The organism is Prevotella sp. E13-27 (assembly GCF_023217965.1).
GTDB lineage: Bacteria > Bacteroidota > Bacteroidia > Bacteroidales > Bacteroidaceae > Prevotella.
Window position 1 is genome coordinate 1,408,381 of the sequence record NZ_JALPSC010000001.1, and the last position, 18,712, is coordinate 1,427,092.

The 18,712-nt window shown below is 46.9% G+C and carries 11 protein-coding genes; 7 read left to right on the forward strand and 4 right to left on the reverse strand.

The window, feature by feature from the left end; genetic code table 11:
- Nucleotide 1: 1 nt before the first annotated feature.
- On the reverse strand, nucleotides 2-451 hold the full coding sequence (locus M1L52_RS05760) for a division/cell wall cluster transcriptional repressor MraZ (RefSeq protein WP_248613986.1): 450 nt from the start codon (nucleotides 449-451) through the stop codon (nucleotides 2-4).
- 597 nt (nucleotides 452-1,048) lie between these two features.
- Here M1L52_RS05760 and M1L52_RS05765 point away from each other — a divergent pair.
- Entirely contained in the window at nucleotides 1,049-1,876 is an 828-nt protein-coding gene (locus M1L52_RS05765) for a 1-acyl-sn-glycerol-3-phosphate acyltransferase (RefSeq protein WP_248613987.1), read from the forward strand.
- Between the two features lie 28 nt (nucleotides 1,877-1,904).
- Nucleotides 1,905-2,894 carry a GNAT family N-acetyltransferase gene (locus M1L52_RS05770; RefSeq protein ID WP_248613988.1) on the forward strand — a complete coding sequence of 330 codons (990 nt, stop codon included), beginning with the start codon at nucleotides 1,905-1,907 and terminating at the stop codon, nucleotides 2,892-2,894.
- 102 nt (nucleotides 2,895-2,996) lie between these two features.
- Here M1L52_RS05770 and M1L52_RS05775 read toward each other — a convergent pair whose 3' ends face one another.
- The 3 genes from M1L52_RS05775 to M1L52_RS05785 all read right to left on the reverse strand — a co-directional run bounded on the left by M1L52_RS05775 (nucleotide 2,997) and on the right by M1L52_RS05785 (nucleotide 13,574).
- Complete coding sequence (locus M1L52_RS05775; RefSeq protein ID WP_248613990.1) at nucleotides 2,997-9,674, reverse strand: fibronectin type III domain-containing protein; 6,678 nt, start codon at nucleotides 9,672-9,674, stop codon at nucleotides 2,997-2,999.
- 36 nt (nucleotides 9,675-9,710) lie between these two features.
- The gene (locus M1L52_RS05780; RefSeq protein ID WP_248613991.1) at nucleotides 9,711-12,026 is read right to left on the reverse strand and encodes a PKD domain-containing protein; all 2,316 of its coding nucleotides are present in this window, start codon (nucleotides 12,024-12,026) and stop codon (nucleotides 9,711-9,713) included.
- 165 nt (nucleotides 12,027-12,191) lie between these two features.
- The gene (locus M1L52_RS05785) at nucleotides 12,192-13,574 is read right to left on the reverse strand and encodes a hypothetical protein (protein WP_248613992.1); all 1,383 of its coding nucleotides are present in this window, start codon (nucleotides 13,572-13,574) and stop codon (nucleotides 12,192-12,194) included.
- Between the two features lie 337 nt (nucleotides 13,575-13,911).
- On the opposite strand from M1L52_RS05785, the gene M1L52_RS05790 reads away from it, so the two are divergent.
- From M1L52_RS05790 to M1L52_RS05810, 5 genes are all read left to right on the forward strand, one after another.
- Entirely contained in the window at nucleotides 13,912-14,565 is a 654-nt protein-coding gene (locus tag M1L52_RS05790) for a PASTA domain-containing protein (protein ID WP_248613993.1), read from the forward strand.
- Between the two features lie 79 nt (nucleotides 14,566-14,644).
- Nucleotides 14,645-15,709: an RluA family pseudouridine synthase gene (locus tag M1L52_RS05795; RefSeq protein WP_248614580.1), complete on the forward strand. Its 1,065-nt coding sequence runs from the start codon at nucleotides 14,645-14,647 to the stop codon at nucleotides 15,707-15,709.
- Nucleotides 15,710-15,807: 98 nt separating this feature from the next.
- Nucleotides 15,808-16,797 (forward strand): D-alanine--D-alanine ligase, encoded by a 990-nt coding sequence (locus tag M1L52_RS05800; RefSeq protein ID WP_248613994.1) that lies wholly within the window; start codon nucleotides 15,808-15,810, stop codon nucleotides 16,795-16,797.
- A gap of 44 nt (nucleotides 16,798-16,841) precedes the next feature.
- Entirely contained in the window at nucleotides 16,842-18,032 is a 1,191-nt protein-coding gene (locus M1L52_RS05805) for a 1-acyl-sn-glycerol-3-phosphate acyltransferase (protein ID WP_248613996.1), read from the forward strand.
- Nucleotides 18,029-18,697 (forward strand): hypothetical protein, encoded by a 669-nt coding sequence (locus tag M1L52_RS05810; RefSeq protein ID WP_248613997.1) that lies wholly within the window; start codon nucleotides 18,029-18,031, stop codon nucleotides 18,695-18,697. The genes M1L52_RS05805 and M1L52_RS05810 overlap by 4 nt, the downstream gene beginning before the upstream one ends.
- The last annotated feature ends 15 nt before the right edge of the window (nucleotides 18,698-18,712 follow it).

Below are 18,712 nucleotides of genomic sequence, written 5' to 3' on the forward strand. Positions count from 1 at the left end.
GCTATTGTTGTTTACCCATTATGGCTTTCAGTCGGGATGCAAACTCTTCCTGTGGCAGGAACGGCTTCTCGGTCTTTTCAGCTGCCCATATCTCTATAGTGTCTTTTATGCCTATGAATCTAACAGCTTGCTCTATGCCCGCTGCTTGGAGCAGTCGTTTTGATATTAGGAAGCGCCCGTTACCGTCAAGGGTCAGCATCTCTGCCTCTGCCATGAATTCCCTGAGCACCATCTGCTCGTCTTCATCCCATTCAGATACTTTTGCAGAAATCTCGTCCAGTCGGCGGTTCCATGCACTCTCCGGGTAGAGAACCAGACACTTCCCGTGTATGTCGGTGCGGAGAATAAGCTGCTCCTCGCCAGCAACCTGCAGTTGCTTGCGGAAAGTGGCGGGAAGGAACACGCGTCCCTTGGCGTCAGTTCTGGCTTCTATGTTACCTAAAAATCGCATGCGTACTTATATAAAAATCCACGCGTGGGGACTTCGGTGCAAAAGTAGTAATTTTCCTCCACAATTCCCCACAATTCCCCACATTTTTTTTGTTAAAACGGAAAAAAATATTTTTGTGGCTTTTCGGGGTGCCTTTTTTTACACAAATCTTGAATTTTGTGCATTAATTTAACTGTCGTAATGCGTAGATAAGTATTCTGTTTTGAGTTGAAATTGTTGATTGCTCATACAGACAAAGAAACCAAAACTGTTGCAAAAAGAAATAAAAACAGACTGAAATATTTAAATCTGCGACACAGATTTAATAAACTGCGTCGTGGATTATATAATCTGCGTCACAGATTTAATAATCTGCGTCACAGATTTAATAATTTCCGTCAGTTCTGCTCTCTTTATATGACAGAACAGCCAGGCATTTCCGCCGTATTAGTATTGTATTCCTGTTTGGTGCGCTAACTGATATATGATGTAAGCATAGTGGATATGGAAAAAAACATTAAATGAAGCCTTGTTTTTGCACATTTTATTTAGAAAAAGTGCAAAAATTAAAAGAATTGTTGTAATTTTGCCAATTCAAAGCGCAATATGTAAGCAAATATGGAACCTGATTTCGAAAAGACAGTTGATATTGAAAAGGTGCTTCAGAGTAAGATGGGAGCGAAGGCAAAATGGGTGCCTGGCTTCATGGTCAAATGGCTGAAGCACATTATTCATGAAGATGAGATGAATGGTTTCCTATGGAGGTCGCGTGAACTGCGTGGCACACCATGGCTTGAGGCTTGCGTTGAATATCTGGAATGTAAGATAGAGGTAGAGGGAATGGAGAATCTTCCGTCGAAAGACGACGGACGCCTTTATACCTTTGTGTCAAACCATCCGATGGGTGGGATTGACGGAGTGGCACTTGGCTCGGTGATAGGCCGTCACTATGACGACCGCTTCCGTTATCTGGTCAACGACCTGTTGATGAACCTTCCCGGACTGGCTCCGCTCTGCATACCTATTAACAAGACTGGACATCAGGGAAGAAACTTCCCACAGATGGTAGAAGACGGATTCCGCAGCGACTATCACATGCTTATGTTTCCTGCAGGTCTGTGCTCGCGTCGTCGCAATGGCGTGATACGCGATTTGCCATGGAAAAAGACGTTTATCGTGAAGAGCGTGGAGTACCAGCGCGACGTGGTGCCCATCTTCTTCGGAGGACGCAACAGCGATTTCTTCTACCGCCTGTCGAATATCAGCGACCGTTATGTCAAGAAAGTTAACATAGCGATGCTCTTCCTTGTTGACGAGATGTACAAGAACGTGGGCAAGACCTTCCACGTGAAGATTGGTAAGCCCATACCCTGGCAGACATTCGATAAGTCGAAGACGCCGGCAGAGTGGGCAGAGTATGTAAAGGAGCAAGTGTATTTATTATAGGAACAGATTGATTCATTATATAGAGAACATGGAACAACCTATCATTCAGCCAGTTTCGCGCGAACTGCTTAAGAGTGAACTGACACTCGACAAGCAACTGCGAATGACTAACAGGAGTAACAACGAGATATACATCATTACAGCGCATAACGCGCCAAACGCGATGCTCGAGATTGGACGTCTGCGTGAGATTGCTTTCCGCGAAGCTGGTGGAGGAACAGGAAAAGAAGCTGATATTGACGAGTTCGATACATGCGAGAACTGCTACAAGCAGCTCATAGTGTGGAATCCGGAAGAGGAGGAGATTATCGGTGGCTACCGTTATCTCGAAGGAACGAAATGGGAGATGGATGCTCACGGACAGCCAAAGCTGGCAACGAGCCACATGTTTCATTTCTCAGAGAAGTTCCTGAGGGAATACATGCCTTATACCATTGAGCTGGGCCGCTCATTCGTCTCGCTGCCTTACCAGTCATCGAAGATGGGCGCAAAGAGCCTCTTTGCCCTCGATAATCTGTGGGATGGTCTGGGCGCACTGACTGTCATCATGCCCAACGTGCGTTATTTCTTTGGAAAGATGACCATGTATCCGAGCTATATTCGCGAGGGACGCGACATGATTCTCTATTTCCTGAAGAAACATTTCGATGACAAGGATAAGCTTGTCATACCGATGAAACCGCTTAAGATTGAAACCGACGAGAAAGAACTGGCAAAGCTGTTCTGTGAGGAAGACTTCCGCGAAGACTACCGCATACTGAACCGCGAGATACGTAAGCTGGGCTATAACATTCCTCCGTTGGTGAATGCATACATGAACCTGTCGCCAACTATGAAGCTCTTCGGCACAGCCATCAACTATGGCTTCGGCGATGTGGAAGAGACTGGCATACTTATCGCTATGGACGAGGTCCTTGAGGAGAAGCGTGTGCGTCATATCGACTCCTTCATTAAGGAACATCCTGAGGCTCTTAAGATTACAAGCGGAGCCAACAAGATTATCTATCGCGATAAATAGTTATTGCTGGTAAGCTAAAAGTCGGAAAATAAAAATTGATAATAAAAAATTCGGGCGTGTCATTGCGACACGCCCGAGTTTTATGTTTGGGATAACTTGTCTTTATTTGGCGAGTTTCTTCTTGCCATCAATGATGTAAAGGTTACCCTTCTTCATTGTCTCAACACGCTGACCCTTCAGGTTGTAAGCCTTGCCAGAAACCTTGTCGGCATTGAGGCTGCTGATGCTTGTCACCTGACCGTTTGCATTGGTGAAGGTCAGATAGCTAACCTGCTCCTCGCCTTCTGCCACCTCGAAGAATGCACGGAAGCCATTGAGAGAAACGCCCTCTGTTGCCTCGTTGAGATAGCCACCAGCGTTCATCCACAGCTTGCCGTTCAGCTCTTCGCTGTTCATAGGAGCGAATGTTCCCTGGAACTTAGCGCTGTTATTAACAGATGTGTTCTGGTTATTATACGCGTCATTCTTTGCAGTAGCCGTGATTTCAACATTCTGCTTATAAAGCTTGTTGTTGGTTGGCGCAGTGGTATAGACAATGTAAGGATATCCTTTATAGAACGTTGTGGCAGGTCCGAAGTTCAGAGCTCTGTTCTTATAGCTCTTGAACTCGTATGCCTCGTAGTTCGGACCAAAGATTTCCTTCATATCATCGTCGGTGAGAGCGAATGGCATGCAGATGGTATTGTAGCCATTGTGAGCAGTATATGTCACCACAACTGAAGCGTAGGTGCCGTCTGTGAGCTCAGGAGCCTCGGTCTCGGCAAGCTGTGTGGCAGCGCTGATCACTACTGCCTGCTTCTCTGAGCTGAGGTTTATCTCTGTACCTGTGATGGTGAAGAATGCGTCACCGCTTACTGCCTCGGTTGGTGTGAACTCAACGGTGAACACCTTGGTGCCGTTAGCACTTACGGTCTCAACTACATCCTCGCCAAACTGTGTCTCGCCAATGAAGAACTTAGCAGTCACCTCCTCTTCCTTGCCAAGAAGCTCCTTAACGGTGACAGTAGCTGTGTACTTCACATACTGTGCACCGGTAGCAGGAATTCTCTTTTCAGTGATGTTAACATCGTGTTGTGGCAAGTTGAGTTTGAAGCCTTCGAGGTTGTCAAGGTAGGTATAGTAACCTGTGAAGCGCAGATAGTAGTTACCATCGGCAGGAGCGGTGAACTCCTTAACACCGGCATCGGTATAGTTGTCGATGAGCGTCCATTCTGACTTGTCGTTAGAATACTCAGCCTTCATGAAGTAGGTCTCGCTCTCGGCATATACATAATACTTAAGAACCTGTCCTTCAGTAGCCTGCAGGCGTGGCGTGATGAGCGTTGCAGTCTTAGAAGATGATGGACCTGCCATCTTGGTTCCGTTGCCACCCATGTAAGATGTGGGCTGAGAAACAGACCATCCGTTGTTAGTCCAGAATGCTGGCATGCCGTTCTCGAAGTCTTCCTCCCAAATGTTAGGATCCTTCGTTGTGGCAGATGCGTTGATGACGATATCCTCAAGACCCTCGTTAGTTGGGTGGATAGTCACAACTGATGCCTTCTCACCATAGTTCTCGTCGAAGACAAGAGCGAGGTCGAAGTTGAGAGTCTCGTCCTGAGCCAGAGAGAACTCAGCCTGTGAAACGGTGAAGTGTGCAGGAACAGAAGAAGTGATAGTACCTGTCAGAGTGCCAGTACCTGTATTCTTAATAGTATAGGTATGGCTCATAGCCTCCTTCACCTTCAGACCGAAGTTGTCGTTATAGCCTGTTGTAATGATTGTACCAGCAGCCAGCGTTACACCGAGTGCAGGAGCCTCCTGGTTGTAGCTGTAGCCGTTGATGACGCTGATGTTCACATTGTCAGCTTCAAACTTCAGGATGTAGTCACCTGCAGGAATATTATCAACAATTAATGCTGCATAGTCGGTGGTATTCTTGCGAAGCTCTGTGGTGAAATTCTTTGCAGTTGTCCAGGTCTCGCCGTTGTCAGCAGAGTACTTCACTGTGATGGCAGCATTTGCGGTAGCACGTGAGCGAGCATATACCAACAGTGACTGACCTTCTGCAACGGTAATCGCTGGTGAGGTGAGAGTACCTCCGAAGCCTTGGACGTAGATTTCGTTGTTAACGATGTACATGTTGCTCTTTGTCCATCCGTCAGGCAGTTTGTTGCCTGCGAAGTCAACGAGCATTGCGTCGTTGTCAAGTACATAGCCGCTGACGTTGAACTCAACAGGATCGATACCGTCAGCACTGATAGTAATCTTGCCTGTCTGTCCGCCCTTCGCGTCGGCCTTCATTGTAACAGTGAATGTAGCCTGACTCTTTGCCGCAATAGTTGTTGCATTGTCAGCCACAGCAACAATGAAGTTCTCGTTGTCAGAGGTAATGCTCAGACCAGTCATCTCTGCACGACCAGTATTCTTAACTGTGAAGGCTGTAGAAGTGCTGTCGGCAGCGATAACGCCAAAGCTGAAGCTTCCGGGGTTCTCAAATGCCATTACAGGAATCTGTGCAATCTGTCCGCCATAGATGTCATCGATGGCAACACCACAGCCTACGAAGCGTACACGCTTAGCTGTTGCAGGAATAGTTGCAGAGCCGTCCTGCCACTCGCTTGTAAATGATGTGTTGGTGATGGCATCCTCTGCTGTCTGTGTCCAAGTGCTGCCGTCAGTAGTATATTCTACACGCAGATTAGAGAGATAACTTGCATATTGAGTCTCTTTCTTATACTTGAAGGTAAGCTGCTCTCCTTCAGTGAAGGTCATGTAAGGAGTTACGAGTGAGTGCTCGTAGTTTGTCAGAGAAGCAGTAGTGCTGCCTGATTGCTTATAGCTTGCAAATCCTTCGGTGAATGTCCACTTATATGACGAGCTGTATGAACCTGTAGTGTAGCTACCTACACCGGCAGTCTCCCAATCCTCTGGCAGAGCGTTGCCAGCAAAGTTCTCAAACATCTTGTTTGCATCGAGAACTGTACCGCTAACTGCTATTTCTGCATTTGTCTGACCATCGGCGCTTACGGTGATGGTACCGCTGTAGTTGCCTGGAGTCTCGGTGTTAATGGTTACAGTAACAGTGATGTCATCGCCGTTAGCAGCTATAGTAGCGTTCTCAACGGCGCTTGTGCTGAATGCATCATCGCCAGTGTAGCTCACGTTGATGTTTGTAAGATTTGCCTTACCCTTATTCTTAATGGTAAAGGTCTGCTGCTTAGCCTCGTCAGAGAATGAAGGATGAACCTTTCCGAAGTTGATGCTTTCGGTAGATACGGCCATCTTTGCGGCATCAGAGACAGGCTCATACTCGAACGAAATCTTTGGCAGGAACTTATAGCGTGTCACTGTAGTATTATAACCACCCAGTGAAGCGTAGCCTTCAGTTTCTACTCCATAGAAGCTCGAACTCTTGTAGGTGCCCTTCGTCTTAAGATTGATACCGAACAGAAGATTGCCACCTTCGTAAGTGATAGGTTCAGACAGTTGGATAACCATCTTGTTGTCGACAATAGCCAATTTGCCACTGTAAATCTGTGTCATTGACTCCCAATCAACGAGTGTAGCGCTCTCAAATGTCGTATTTTCCACTTTACTCATATAAACATCGAATACGGCATTACCCCAGTTTACAGATGCGTTGGTAGCGTGGAAAATGATATTCTGAATCTCTGAGTTCTCTAATCCTGTTAGTGAAGCAGCAGGAATGATGAACTGGCTCTTAGTAGAGGTGTCAACATAATATCCGTAGATTGGTACGTACTGGTTCGTCTCAGTTCCGTTGTTGACAGTGAAAATACCAGGTGTGAACTCGCATACTTCGCTCCACTGGCTCTTGTCGGTGTCGCTGCACTTTGCGCGTACATATACATAATAGGTAGTCTTTGGAGTAAGGTTCTCCAGCAGATAGGACTTTGAGTTAACGGTTACAATGTTACCGTCGTTAGGAGCACCGCTTGTGGTGCTGTAGCTCAGTTCCCATGTATCCTGCTCTTCTACATCGTCAGTCCAGATTATTGTTGCATTATTGTAGCCAACAGCAGCCATAACGTTAGTCGGCTTGATGCAAGAGGGTTCGGTTGTGAAGTTTGCACCTGCCCATTCTGACCTGTTGCTGCCGCTTACAGAGCGTACCCAAACGTAGTATTTGGTCTCACCAACCAGGTTCGTGAATGTATAAGAGTTTGTGGTAATGTCGCCGGCAGTTACTGTCACGTCGGCAGCAGGAACCTCTGAACTTGTAGAGCAATAAACCTCCCATGTGATATTTTCAGCATTTGCCCATGTCAGTGTTGCTGTGTGGGCAGTGATGTCTGAAACGGCAAGTTCGGTAGGTGTAGGACATGCCAGGATAGCTACTTTGAAGTTGTCGATAGCTGCTGCAGGGTTCTCACCATACATATTGTCGTTGCGCCAGATGAATACTACGTTATAGTCACCTTCGGTGAGAGCTATCTCGGCAGTATGGTGCTGCCAGCTGTCCTTTAAGTTGAGCTTACCACCTCCGTCGAGTGCAATCCAACCCTCGGGGAGAGCAGATGCTGAGAAGCCAGATGGTACAGACTCGGTGCTAAGGTTTGCTGTGGTAGGAACCAAGGCAACTCTCATGTAGTCGAATGCTCCTTCACCATAGCCCTTCCAGTCGAATGAGAATCCATAGGTCTTTTCCTCGAAGCTGAACAGTTTCTTTGCATAGGCAATGGTTGTAGAAGAGTTGGCGTATTCGTTTGTTGTGCCGCCATCGTTAGAGATGTAAATGCCTTTTTCGCCACCATTGCTTGCACCGTTGCCCCATGCCCATGCGTTGGTCTGTCCGCCATTTACGAACACCCAGTTGCATGCAGTCTCGAAGTCATCGGTATAGTCCTCAGCACTTACAGGAACCTGTAGAGTGGTGAAACTGATGGCGTTGCTCCACTTACTGAAGTCGCCGCCACCGCAGTTAGCGCGTACACGTGCATAGTATGTGGTAGCTGAGGTGAGCTCTGTCAGTGTCTTTGTGGCATTCTCCGTAACATCGAGAATTGTTGGACTGTCAGCATCAACGTCGAAGTTCGCCTTTGTGCTGTAGGCAATCTGCCATGCATCTTGACCTTCGGCTGGTGTCCAAGTGAGTGTTGCTGCGCTTGATGTTATCTCAGAAGCGGCAAAAGCTGTTGGTACATGGCATGAGATGCCTGTGGTGAAGTTTGTACCAGCCCATTCAGATTTGTCGCTTCCGTTGATGGCACGAACCCATGCATAGTACTTTGTCTCACTGTTAAGACCAGTGAAGGTATAAGAATTCGTAGCAATGTCGCTTGCTGTGACGGTTACGTCAGCAGCGGGTGCCTCTTCGCTTGTAGAGATATAAACTTCCCATGTGTTGCTGCTTGTAGCCCATGTCAGTGTTGCAGTATGAGCTGTGATGTCACTAATCTCCAGTCCGGCAGGACGTGGGCATGCCTGTGCTGCAATGCTAATGTTGTCTATTGCTCCTGCAGGATTGGTGCCTGTAGAGTTGTCATTTCGCCACATGGCAACAAGATAGTAGTTGCCAGCGGGAACAGCAGCGTCAGTGGACATGTGTTGCCACTCTGTGACGTTGCATAGTCCGCTTCCATTGTCCAGGGCAATCCATCCAGTCGGGAGAGCTGTCTCGGTAAGACCGTTAGGAAGAGCTGTAGCAGCATTTAGTTCTGTGGATGAGGGTACTAAGAAGACTCGCAGGAAGTCATACATCTTTGAACTGTTACCCTCACCTTTGCATAGCCAGTCGTATGCTACTGTATATGTACCTCCCTCGAATGAGAGGAGTTTGGTGGCATAGATCGTTGATGGCGAAGATGGGAAATAAGCATTTGTTGTACCATTGTCATTAGTGACATAAAGGCTCTTCTCTCCGCCATTGGCAGTGGCTGTGCCCCATGCCCACTTATTGTTCATAGTGCCATTGATGATTGTCCATGTGAAATCACCTTCAAAGTCTTCGGTAAACCCATCAGCCGCTACCGGAACTTGTGTCGTAGAGAAGCTAACGGTGTTTGTCGGTATACTGATGTCGCCCCCACCGCAGTTGGTGAGAACGCGAACCTCATAGCTTGAACTTGCAGAGAGTCCTGTAAGTGTGTATGGATTGGTAGTAACGTTCTCTACTGTAGTCCATTCGCTTTCCGATGCCTTTTTGTACTGTACATTCCAGGCATCAGCATCTGAAGTCCATGACAGTGTAACTTGACTTTCTGTTGGGTCTGTAGCTGTCAAACCTGTAGGCTTGATACAAGTAGGCGTAGATTCTATTGCGAAATTGTCTATGTATAGATAATACTGGTCATTTGCAGTATATGCAATACATACGTACTTTGTTCCTGCAGGTAAAGTGACATTATAATCAGTCCAGGAAGAGACTTTCGTCTTTATCTCGTCTCCCCATGTGAACGATTCAATAGAATTGTCTGTTGTAGAGTAGCCAACCTTGAATGACTCTTCATATGTGCCACCGGCCATGTATTTGAAAGACACATCAACGGTTTTGTTTGATGTACTGAATTCAGGAGATACCAAATACTGGGGAGGCGCGGTGTTATAACGAAAACGGAATATAAAACTACCTTCATATGAGCTTGTTGAGCCAATCTGATAGTTGTTTGTCATAGAATGACAGTTTTGCATTGTCCACCCCTCATCTGCGAGTGCGGTTTCGAATCCATACTCGTAGGGTAGGGCTTTCTGTGCCCATGCAGGACTTGCTCCTGTCAAGAGGGCGAGCAGTACTAATAGCGATAGCCTGCTTTTCCATAGGTTAAAATGATTTCTCATAAGCAATTGCTTTTAGTTAATATAATATGTGAGTTATTATCTCTTCATTACTTTGCGAACAGTGTTGCCACGGCGCTCGAGATAGATGCCACGAGCCTGACGGGCATTCTCTATGCGACGGCCTTGCATGTCGAAACGCTCAACAGTGGCGCTCTTCGTCTCTACAGGAAGGAGTTGTATGGCATCAACAACGCTGCGGTCTTGACGAACAACGAGGTTCAGCGTCTGAATGCTGTCGGTAACAGAGATGACAGCCTCGCGCCACTGAACACCTGCTGGCAGCTCATCGAACTCTACGCTGACTGAGTCAACGGTATATTCGCCTGGCTTACCAGTGACCCGGCACCAGTCGGCATCTGAACCTAAATACTTATATATGCCTTGGTTGGCAAATACAAGGATGTTGCGCTTGCCAGCTGTGGCAGGAACGAGTGTCGTGTCGTTGGCCATGGTGATGCCGCCCTTTTCGTCAACCTTTGCAGGGATGAGCACGGAGTGAGAGAAGTAGGGAATCACAGCGAGTGATGTCTGACCGCCAGGAGCTGGCTGGAAGTAGCCGGTGAACGGACGCCACTGACCTTTGTTCAGCATGAATGCAGTGTTGCCGTAGTTGCGCATAGGTGCCATGGCGATAGCACACTCCATAGAGTCGTTCTTCTCGGGAATGCCATCGATGACGAGGAATACCTCCTTGTCAATGACAACTCGGCGACCAAGCTCGATGGTCACCACACCATTGTTGGTGTTCATGGCATAGTTGAGCTCGCTGAGGTTCCATGAATCGAGAAGCTCGATGGGCTGTCCAGGGAGACCGTTTTCGCTGGTATAGAGAGTAAACGATACTGGCGATATCTGGTCGGTAAGAGCCGCAGCAGACGCTTTGGTGAAGTTTACATACATTGCTTCGAGCACTACTGGCACAGATGGCTTTGATATGCGCTCTGCCCAAGCAGTGATACCCATCTTGTTGGCACCAGGAAGGGTGAGGTCGCCATCAACGAAGTTTGTCTGATAGCCGTCCTTTGGCTGGAAGTTTGACACAAAGCCTGCAAACTGCACTTGTACAGAGTCGTCAACGAAGTCATAGCCTTCAGCATTCTGGGCGATATGCATGACATAGGTCTTATCCAACTTGTTGTGGCAATAGGTCACGTCTTTTGTAGTATAGATGGTGTCTGGCTGGAACAGGAAACTGCCTGATTGCTTTGCAAGGTCGTATGGAGTGTAGAGTGCCCAAGAAAAACTTGTTGGGAAACCTGTAGAGTCGTCTCCGTAATTTACTGGTGCCAGAGGTGCAACCATGCGCATGCGGGGCTGTGCTAAAGTGCGGAAGTCAGCAGGGAATTGCACACCTGCAACAGGTGCTTCACCCTCTACCTCTACAAACGCTGTCTTAACGACTTCATCGCTGCCCTCTGCATCGAAGGCCTTCAGCACAACGTCGTAGAGACCGCTCTGCTCGTAATATACTACAGGGTTCTGCTCGTTTGATGTCTCAGGTGTTCCGCCAGGGAACTGCCACTGCCATCTTGTTGGCTGCTTGCCAGTGGTAAGGTCAACGAACTGTATTGGGTCGCCAGCCTTTACTTTTATCTGGTCAACATTGCCGACACCTGTTATGGACAGACCGTCAACGCAGAAGTCGCCCATGTATCCACCTGTATTGAAGGTGTCGTTAGTGCCGGGCCCCCAGTAGATGCGAATCTTTATCTGTTTGCCTGCATAGGCTGAGAGGTCAGCAGTAATGGGCACCCACTGTGCTTTTCCTTCAGTTACGGTCTTGCTGTTCCATACCTCTTCCGTAGTAGTGAAGTCGTCAGCAGAAATCTGAAGAGCCAGTGTCACATAGCTGTTCCATGTGGGGTTCATCTTTATGTATGCATGCAGCTGTCCGTTTGCAGGAACACTTATTGCTGTGCTTGTGGCTGAGGCTTTGGTTCGCTTGAACGCCTGGTAAGGTCCTTCAATAAAGAGAGAATAAACGTCGTTCTCATCAATGGTGTTGAAAGTGTCCTGCTTCTTTTTGAAAGTGATGGCATCGCCTTCACCCTTGTCAATTGTCCATCCTGTGATTATCAAGTTACCTTTTGCGTCTTTGTCATCGCTGTCGAAATTCTCATTCCATACAGTCACGTAGGCAGACTCTGTCTGCACACTGAAGTTGGCTGTAAGTCCGTTGGCTGCAGCACGGCGAATAGTACCTGGCAGGCGAAGAGAGCCTTTGGTTGCCTGATAACTCATAGCAGTTGGCTTAGTGGGCTTTGACTTAGCCACACGCTGCACTTTTACTATGTCACGAGCAGTGGCATTGAGAGCAAAAAAAGTAAGAAGAGAGAGTAAAAGAATCTTCATTTTATTGTTTTTGATTAAATAGGTTTTATGGTATTTATTATGAGTGTATTTTTGCCTTTTAATGTAAGATTCATTAAAACGATTTTGCCAAAAGCCGCCTAAGCAGCTTTTGGCATCTTTCGTGTTTTATAATTATACTATATATGTAATCGCATGAATACTGTTTTACATCATTACCTTGCGTGTCTTGTCACCATCCTTCACTATATAGAGACCGTGACCCTTGCTCTTCACCTGCTGTCCCTGCAAGTTGTAGATAGCCTTGCTACCTGTAGCCTGCTGAGCCTTGGTTTTGTCTATGCCGAGAGCAACAAAGCCTGAGCCGTCGCTGGGGTCATCGCCGTCAACCCATAAAGCTGAGAAAATCCAGCGGTCGCTAATCTTCGACAGGCGAGTAGCCTTACCTGTTGTGATATCTACCTGATAGAGAGCAGTGTCATATTTTCCGTTTGTCTTCCATGACTTTGTGCGTCCACCGTCTTCGCTGTCGGGGAGTGTTGTCCAAGAACCGCCTGCGCCAATGCCCTTACCACTGTTGTAGTAGCCGTTCCAGTACATTATGTTAGGATTGCTCTTTGAGAAGCAAGCGCTCTGACGGCGATACTGTGAGCTGTAGCCTGTAGCACCTACAGGGTACTTGTAGGCTGTGTAGGGCTGACTTGCCTCGTCATAAGCTGTATATGGAGTCATAATCATCTTACCCGTCTCAAGGTCAAACTCGCAAAGCTGAGCACCGGTGAGCTTGTTGTCTATGTCATACTGACGACCGTCTTCTGCCACAGGTGCGCTGCTGCCACCACTGGTAAGTGCAAAAGCACGACCCTCGCTGTTGATAGCGAATGTGATGAAGTTATGATAGTACAGACCCTTTGTTATAGGAGTTACCTTGAATGTGTTCAGGTCAATCGTGCAGATAGCATAGCCAGCATCCTGACCTTCGCGGTCAAAGTCCTTGTCGTCCTCGTCGGTGAAGTACTCTGGATCTTCAGTTATCTCTTTTGGAAGAGCCGACTCAGAGATGTAGAAAAGTCCATACACCTTACCGTCCTTTGGGTTATATGACATACCGGCAGACTCAAGGAACATGTTCTTTGGTAAAGTGTATGTTGCAAGCATGTTGCCTGTCTTGGCATCCCACAGGCGAACGTTGAACAACTCTTCGTCAACTGTTGACTGCTCGTCGCGCGACATTACGGTTACAAGAAGACCGTCAACATACACAGCACCTGAGTTTCCATACATGAGATTGAAGTTGTTTGCCCAAAGAGCCTTCTCATCGCTGCTCAGTACTTCCGACTTAATGACTTTTGGGTCTCTTGTAGGAGTAGTGAGCTCCATGCCGTCCCATGTCATTTTGTAAATACCATTTTCTACAAGGAAAATAGCTTTTTGTAACTGAGTGTTCCATCCAAGATATTCTGAGGTCATCTGTTCGCCATCGTCGTGGCGGTTGTTATGACCAATACCTTTTAGGTTGAGCTCTTGAGCACTTGTTGGAAGGCACAATAGTACCATCAAACCGAAAATCGTGAGTAGTGATTTCTTCATAAAATATTTTTTTAATTTGTTTTTTTGTTCTTTGACCAAATTTTCCGTATTTTTGACGAATTGTTATGCAAAGGTCTATAAAAATTAAAGAATATGCAAATATTTATCGTTAAAAGCACCTTTTTATTTATAAATCTTAACTAAAAAGGGAGGTTTCTGTTATAATTTGTTCGTTTCTGCTTGTAAATGCAATAAATTGAAAGTTCAATATGCGAACAATTTCACTTGTCCATTATTCCCTTTTAACACATATTAAACTGCAATAATAAAAAGAACTGTGCTTTGGTTTGTGAAAAATTATTACCTTTGTACCAATTTATACGAAATAATACTTACGATGAGTATAAAAGAGTTTTTTAGTAAGTTTGTAAGCCGCTTCGTAATGTGGCATCTCTTAGCCATGGTGTTGGTGATAGTCGCACTGTGTTTTGGCGTCAGCTATTCGCTTCAGGTATATACGCATCATGGAGAAGGAATAGAAATTCCCGATCTTTATGGAATGGATTGTGACGATGCAGCCGACATGTTGAAGAAGCAAGGTATATTAGTTGTCATTAATGATACAGGCTATAACAAGAAGATGGATGCCGACTGTATCCTTGCCCAGACACCGGGCGCTGGTACTAAGGTTAAGGAAGGTCGTACAGTCTATTTGACTATTAATTCCACATCATCGCCAAGGGTGAAGATTCCTGATATTATTGATAACAGCAGCTACCGCGAAGCACAGGCACGTCTGTCTGCCATTGGTTTCACTCTCGTTGAGCCAAAGGTTATTGATGGCGAGCGTGACTGGGTATATGGCGTTATGGCAGGTGCAAAGAATCTTCAGTCAGGCGACATGGTGTCTATAGAGACTCCGCTTATGCTGGTCATCGGCAATGGCAAGGCTGTAATCGAGAATAGCGAAGATGCCTTGCTTGATACTCTTGACACAACGGATGGCGGTGTCGAAAAGGATGAGTTTGAGGAAATAGTTGGTGTAGAGTGATAGGATGATTCAAGACGATATCTATTTCGGACAAGACGAGCAAGATGTCCTGATTGAACAGGAAGAACAGAATGCGCTTATGGACTCTTTGGAACAGGGCGGTTCTGAAGAGCTCTACGAACATTTCCGTATGGAGGTGGATCGTGGCCAGGTGCCATTGCGCATTGACAAGTATCTTTCTGAGCACATGCAGCATCAGACGCGCAACCGCATTCAAGCCGCAGCCGAAGCTGGTTTCATACATGTGTGTTCTGCCGATGATGCCCGTCAGGGGAAGAGCGGACATCCTGTTAAGAGCAACTACAAGGTTCGTCCGGGCGACATTATCACTCTTATGCTTGACCGTCCGCATTTCGACACAACCATAGAGCCTGAGGATATTCCACTTGATGTACGCTATGAGGACGATGCCCTGATGATAGTATATAAGCCCGCAGGAATGGTGGTGCATCCTGGATGTGGTAACTTCCACGGAACTCTTGTGCATGCAATAGCCTGGCACCTGCGTAATCTTCCTACTTATGACCCTAATGACCCACAGGTGGGACTCGTCCATCGTATAGACAAAGACACCAGCGGACTGCTTGTCGTTGCAAAGACACCCGAGGCGAAGTCGCATCTTGGAAAGCAGTTCTTCCATCATGATACTCATCGGAGCTATGTGGCTCTTGTGTGGGGAAACTTCGTTGAAGACGAAGGACGCATTGAGGGAAACATCGGCCGTGATGTTCGTGACCGTCTGCGCATGGATGTTTTCCCGCCTGACTCAGGCATAGGCAAGCCTGCCGTTACTCATTACCGTGTTCTGGAGCGCTATGGCTATACCACTCTCGTGGAATGTAGGCTTGAGACAGGACGAACACACCAGATACGTGCCCACATGAAGCATATAGGCCATCCGCTCTTTGCTGATGAACGCTATGGCGGATGTGAAATCCTTCGCGGAGAGCGTAGCGCCTCTTATAAGGCATATATACAAAACTGTTTCAAGCTCTGTCCCCGACAGGTGCTCCATGCCAAGACACTTGGCTTCATACATCCTGTTACTGGCGAGCAGATGGATTTCACCAGTGAACTGCCCGAAGACATGCAGGCACTCATAGAGAAGTGGCGCAATTATACTCGAAATATCGAGGAATCGTGATGTCGTTTTATCGTTTAACCGATTTAACGAATAATCGAAAACATCGAAAAATCGAGATATCGTAACATCGAAACATCGAATTAAAAATAAAATAAAAAATGAAACAACAAAAGAGAACCATTGCCATCGTCTGTGGTGGCGACTCATCAGAGCACGACGTGTCTTTGCGCTCGGCTCAGGGAATCTATTCGTTCATCGACAAGGAACGTTACAATGTCTATGTGGTAGATATGCGTGGCACCGACTGGAACGTACAGTTGCCTGACGGAACTGCTGCACCAATCAACATGAACGATTTCTCGTTCAAGGAGAATGGTAAGACCGTGTTCTTTGACTATGCCTATATCACCATACACGGCACCCCAGGCGAGAACGGCATCCTTCAGGGATACTTTGATCTTATCCGTCTGCCTTATTCTACAAGCAATGTGCTCGTTGAGGCTATGACATTCGATAAGTTCGTGCTCAATAACTACCTTCGCGGTTATGGTGTGCGTGTGGCAGAGAGTGTGCTCGTGCGTTGTGGTCAGGAGAATAAGGTGAGCAAGAAAGACATCATCGATAAGGTAGGCATGCCCTGCTTCGTGAAGCCTGCCAACGATGGTTCAAGCTTCGGCGTGTCAAAGGTTAACAAGCCCGACCAGCTCGCTGCTGCTCTTCGCGTAGCAATGATGGAGAGCGACGAGGTTATGATTGAGTCGTTCCTTGCCGGCACAGAGATCACCGTTGGCTGCTATAAGACGAAGGACAAGCAGGTAGTGTTCCCTGTTACTGAGGTTGTAACAAAGAATGAGTTCTTCGACTACGATGCAAAATACAACGGTCAGGTTGAGGAGATTACTCCTGCACGTATTCCTGCAGAACAGGCTGAGCGTGCCCAGAAGCTTACTTCTGCCATCTATGACATCCTTCATTGCAATGGCATCATCCGAATAGACTATATCATTTCTCCTGAGGGTGACATCACAATGCTTGAGATCAATACAACTCCAGGAATGACAGCTACCAGCTTCATTCCTCAGCAGGTGCGTGCTGCAGGACTGTCTATGACCGACGTGCTGACCGACATCATTGAAAACCAATTCTGAGTTAGTTGAGAGTGTAGAGTTTAGAGTTACAGTTTGCTGCCACTATGGAAAAGTTTGACGAGATAAGACCTTATGAGGCTGGTGAGATGAAAGAGGCGTTCGAAGCGTTGCTTTCCGACCGTCAGTTCAATGCTATAATGAAAGGCTTTGCACCATGGCTTCCGAAAGGAATACGCAATGGCTTGCTAAAGCTAGCGTTCATTGGCATTAACACCCCTCTCGATTTTCAGAAGCGTTTCATGAAGCCAGTGGTGAACTACATCATCCGTAAGCATACCGATGGCTGCACTTTCGATGATGAAGCCTTGAGGGTAACTAATCATACCTCTCACCTCTCACCTCTCACCTCTCAGTCAGAGCGTTTCACTTTTGTCTCTAACCATCGTGACATCGTGCTCGACTCTGCCTTTCTCGACGTAATGCTCTTCAATAGTGGTTATCATACAACCGTTGAGATAGGCATTGGCGACAATCTTCTCATCTATCCTTGGATAAAGCGCCTTGTGCGTATGAACAAGGCGTTCACCGTTCATCGTGGACTCACAGCCCATGAGATGATGCGCTCTTCGCAACTCATGAGTGAGTATATTCATTATGCTGTGACGCAAAAGCATGAGAATATATGGATTGCACAGCGCGAAGGACGTGCCAAGGATAGCGATGACCGCACTCAGGAGTCGGTGTTGAAGATGCTGGCCATGGGCGGCACAGGCGATAACTTCGTAGATAAGCTTAAAGATCTAAACATCGTGCCGCTAACCATCAGCTATGAGTTTGATCCTTGCGACTACCTCAAGGCGCAGGAGTTCCAGCAGAAACGTGACAATCCATCGTTCAAGAAGAGTAAGCAGGATGACCTCGACAACATGAAAACGGGCATCTTCGGATATAAGGGACGTGTCATCTACCGCTGCGGAAAGCCTGTTAATAACTGGATAGAAGAACTGAGAGACCTGCCCAAGAACGAGTTCTTCAAGGAGATGGCCAGCCGTATGGATAAGGAGATTCATGCTGGCTATGAGCCTATGTATCTCAATTATGTCGCTCTTGACATGCTGAACGGCAATCAGAACTATGCTGACAAGTATTCTGCCGAAGAGAAGAAAAGGTTCATGGACTATATTGAAAGCCAGCTCTCAAAGATTCAGCTTCCTAACAAGGATGAGGCTTTCCTTCGCGAACGTATCCTTACAATGTATGCTAATCCATTAAAGAATTATCTGGCTGCACAATGAAGAAAGGTCTTTTGTTCTTACTACTGTCTATAGCTGTTGTGGCTTGCACCATTGAGACCTATGAGAAGGGCGATGGTGAAAATTCCTATCTGCAAGCTGACTTCGTTGATGCCCATGCCGACGCCAACCTGAAGATTGACTATGTGGATACCGATGGCGGTGAGCGCCTCAACATCTCAGTGCCTTTCACGAAGTCGTTTGTAAAGAAGGCTGAGTCTTCCTATCGTGGCATCCTCTATTATAATAAGAAAGGTGACAACGTGGCTGAGATGGTTAGCTTCGCTGAGGTCGGCGTGGCAGGCATCACGCCTATTGACTCCTTGACTAAGAAAACGTCTATGAAGACCGACCCTCTAACGCTTGAAGGCTTGTGGGTTAGTAAGAACAAACGCTATCTTAACGCAACATTATATGTTAAGATTGGCTCTACCGATGATAATTCAGCCATGCATCGTCTCGCTGTAATCAGCGACACCCTTATGAGTCATACCGATGGAAAGAAGACACTCCACCTGCGTCTTTATCACGATCAGGGTGGCATGCCTGAGTACTATTCCCAGCGTACCTATTTCAGTATCCCCATTCAAAAGTTAGGTGTTGACAGCATTCAGTTCACCATCAACACCTATAAAGGTCTTGTCACAAAGACATTGTCTCTAAAGTAATCTCACCTCTCACCT

Bases quoted from the DNA above. Each gene is read 5' to 3' on its own strand.
- M1L52_RS05760 (WP_248613986.1), bottom strand. From the start codon at position 451: ATGCGATTTTTAGGTAACATAGAAGCCAGAACTGACGCCAAGGGACGC.
- M1L52_RS05765 (WP_248613987.1), top strand. From the start codon at position 1,049: ATGGAACCTGATTTCGAAAAGACAGTTGATATTGAAAAGGTGCTTCAG.
- M1L52_RS05770 (WP_248613988.1), top strand. From the start codon at position 1,905: ATGGAACAACCTATCATTCAGCCAGTTTCGCGCGAACTGCTTAAGAGT.
- M1L52_RS05775 (WP_248613990.1), bottom strand. From the start codon at position 9,674: ATGAGAAATCATTTTAACCTATGGAAAAGCAGGCTATCGCTATTAGTA.
- M1L52_RS05780 (WP_248613991.1), bottom strand. From the start codon at position 12,026: ATGAAGATTCTTTTACTCTCTCTTCTTACTTTTTTTGCTCTCAATGCC.
- M1L52_RS05785 (WP_248613992.1), bottom strand. From the start codon at position 13,574: ATGAAGAAATCACTACTCACGATTTTCGGTTTGATGGTACTATTGTGC.
- M1L52_RS05790 (WP_248613993.1), top strand. From the start codon at position 13,912: ATGAGTATAAAAGAGTTTTTTAGTAAGTTTGTAAGCCGCTTCGTAATG.
- M1L52_RS05795 (WP_248614580.1), top strand. From the start codon at position 14,645: ATGGACTCTTTGGAACAGGGCGGTTCTGAAGAGCTCTACGAACATTTC.
- M1L52_RS05800 (WP_248613994.1), top strand. From the start codon at position 15,808: ATGAAACAACAAAAGAGAACCATTGCCATCGTCTGTGGTGGCGACTCA.
- M1L52_RS05805 (WP_248613996.1), top strand. From the start codon at position 16,842: ATGGAAAAGTTTGACGAGATAAGACCTTATGAGGCTGGTGAGATGAAA.
- M1L52_RS05810 (WP_248613997.1), top strand. From the start codon at position 18,029: ATGAAGAAAGGTCTTTTGTTCTTACTACTGTCTATAGCTGTTGTGGCT.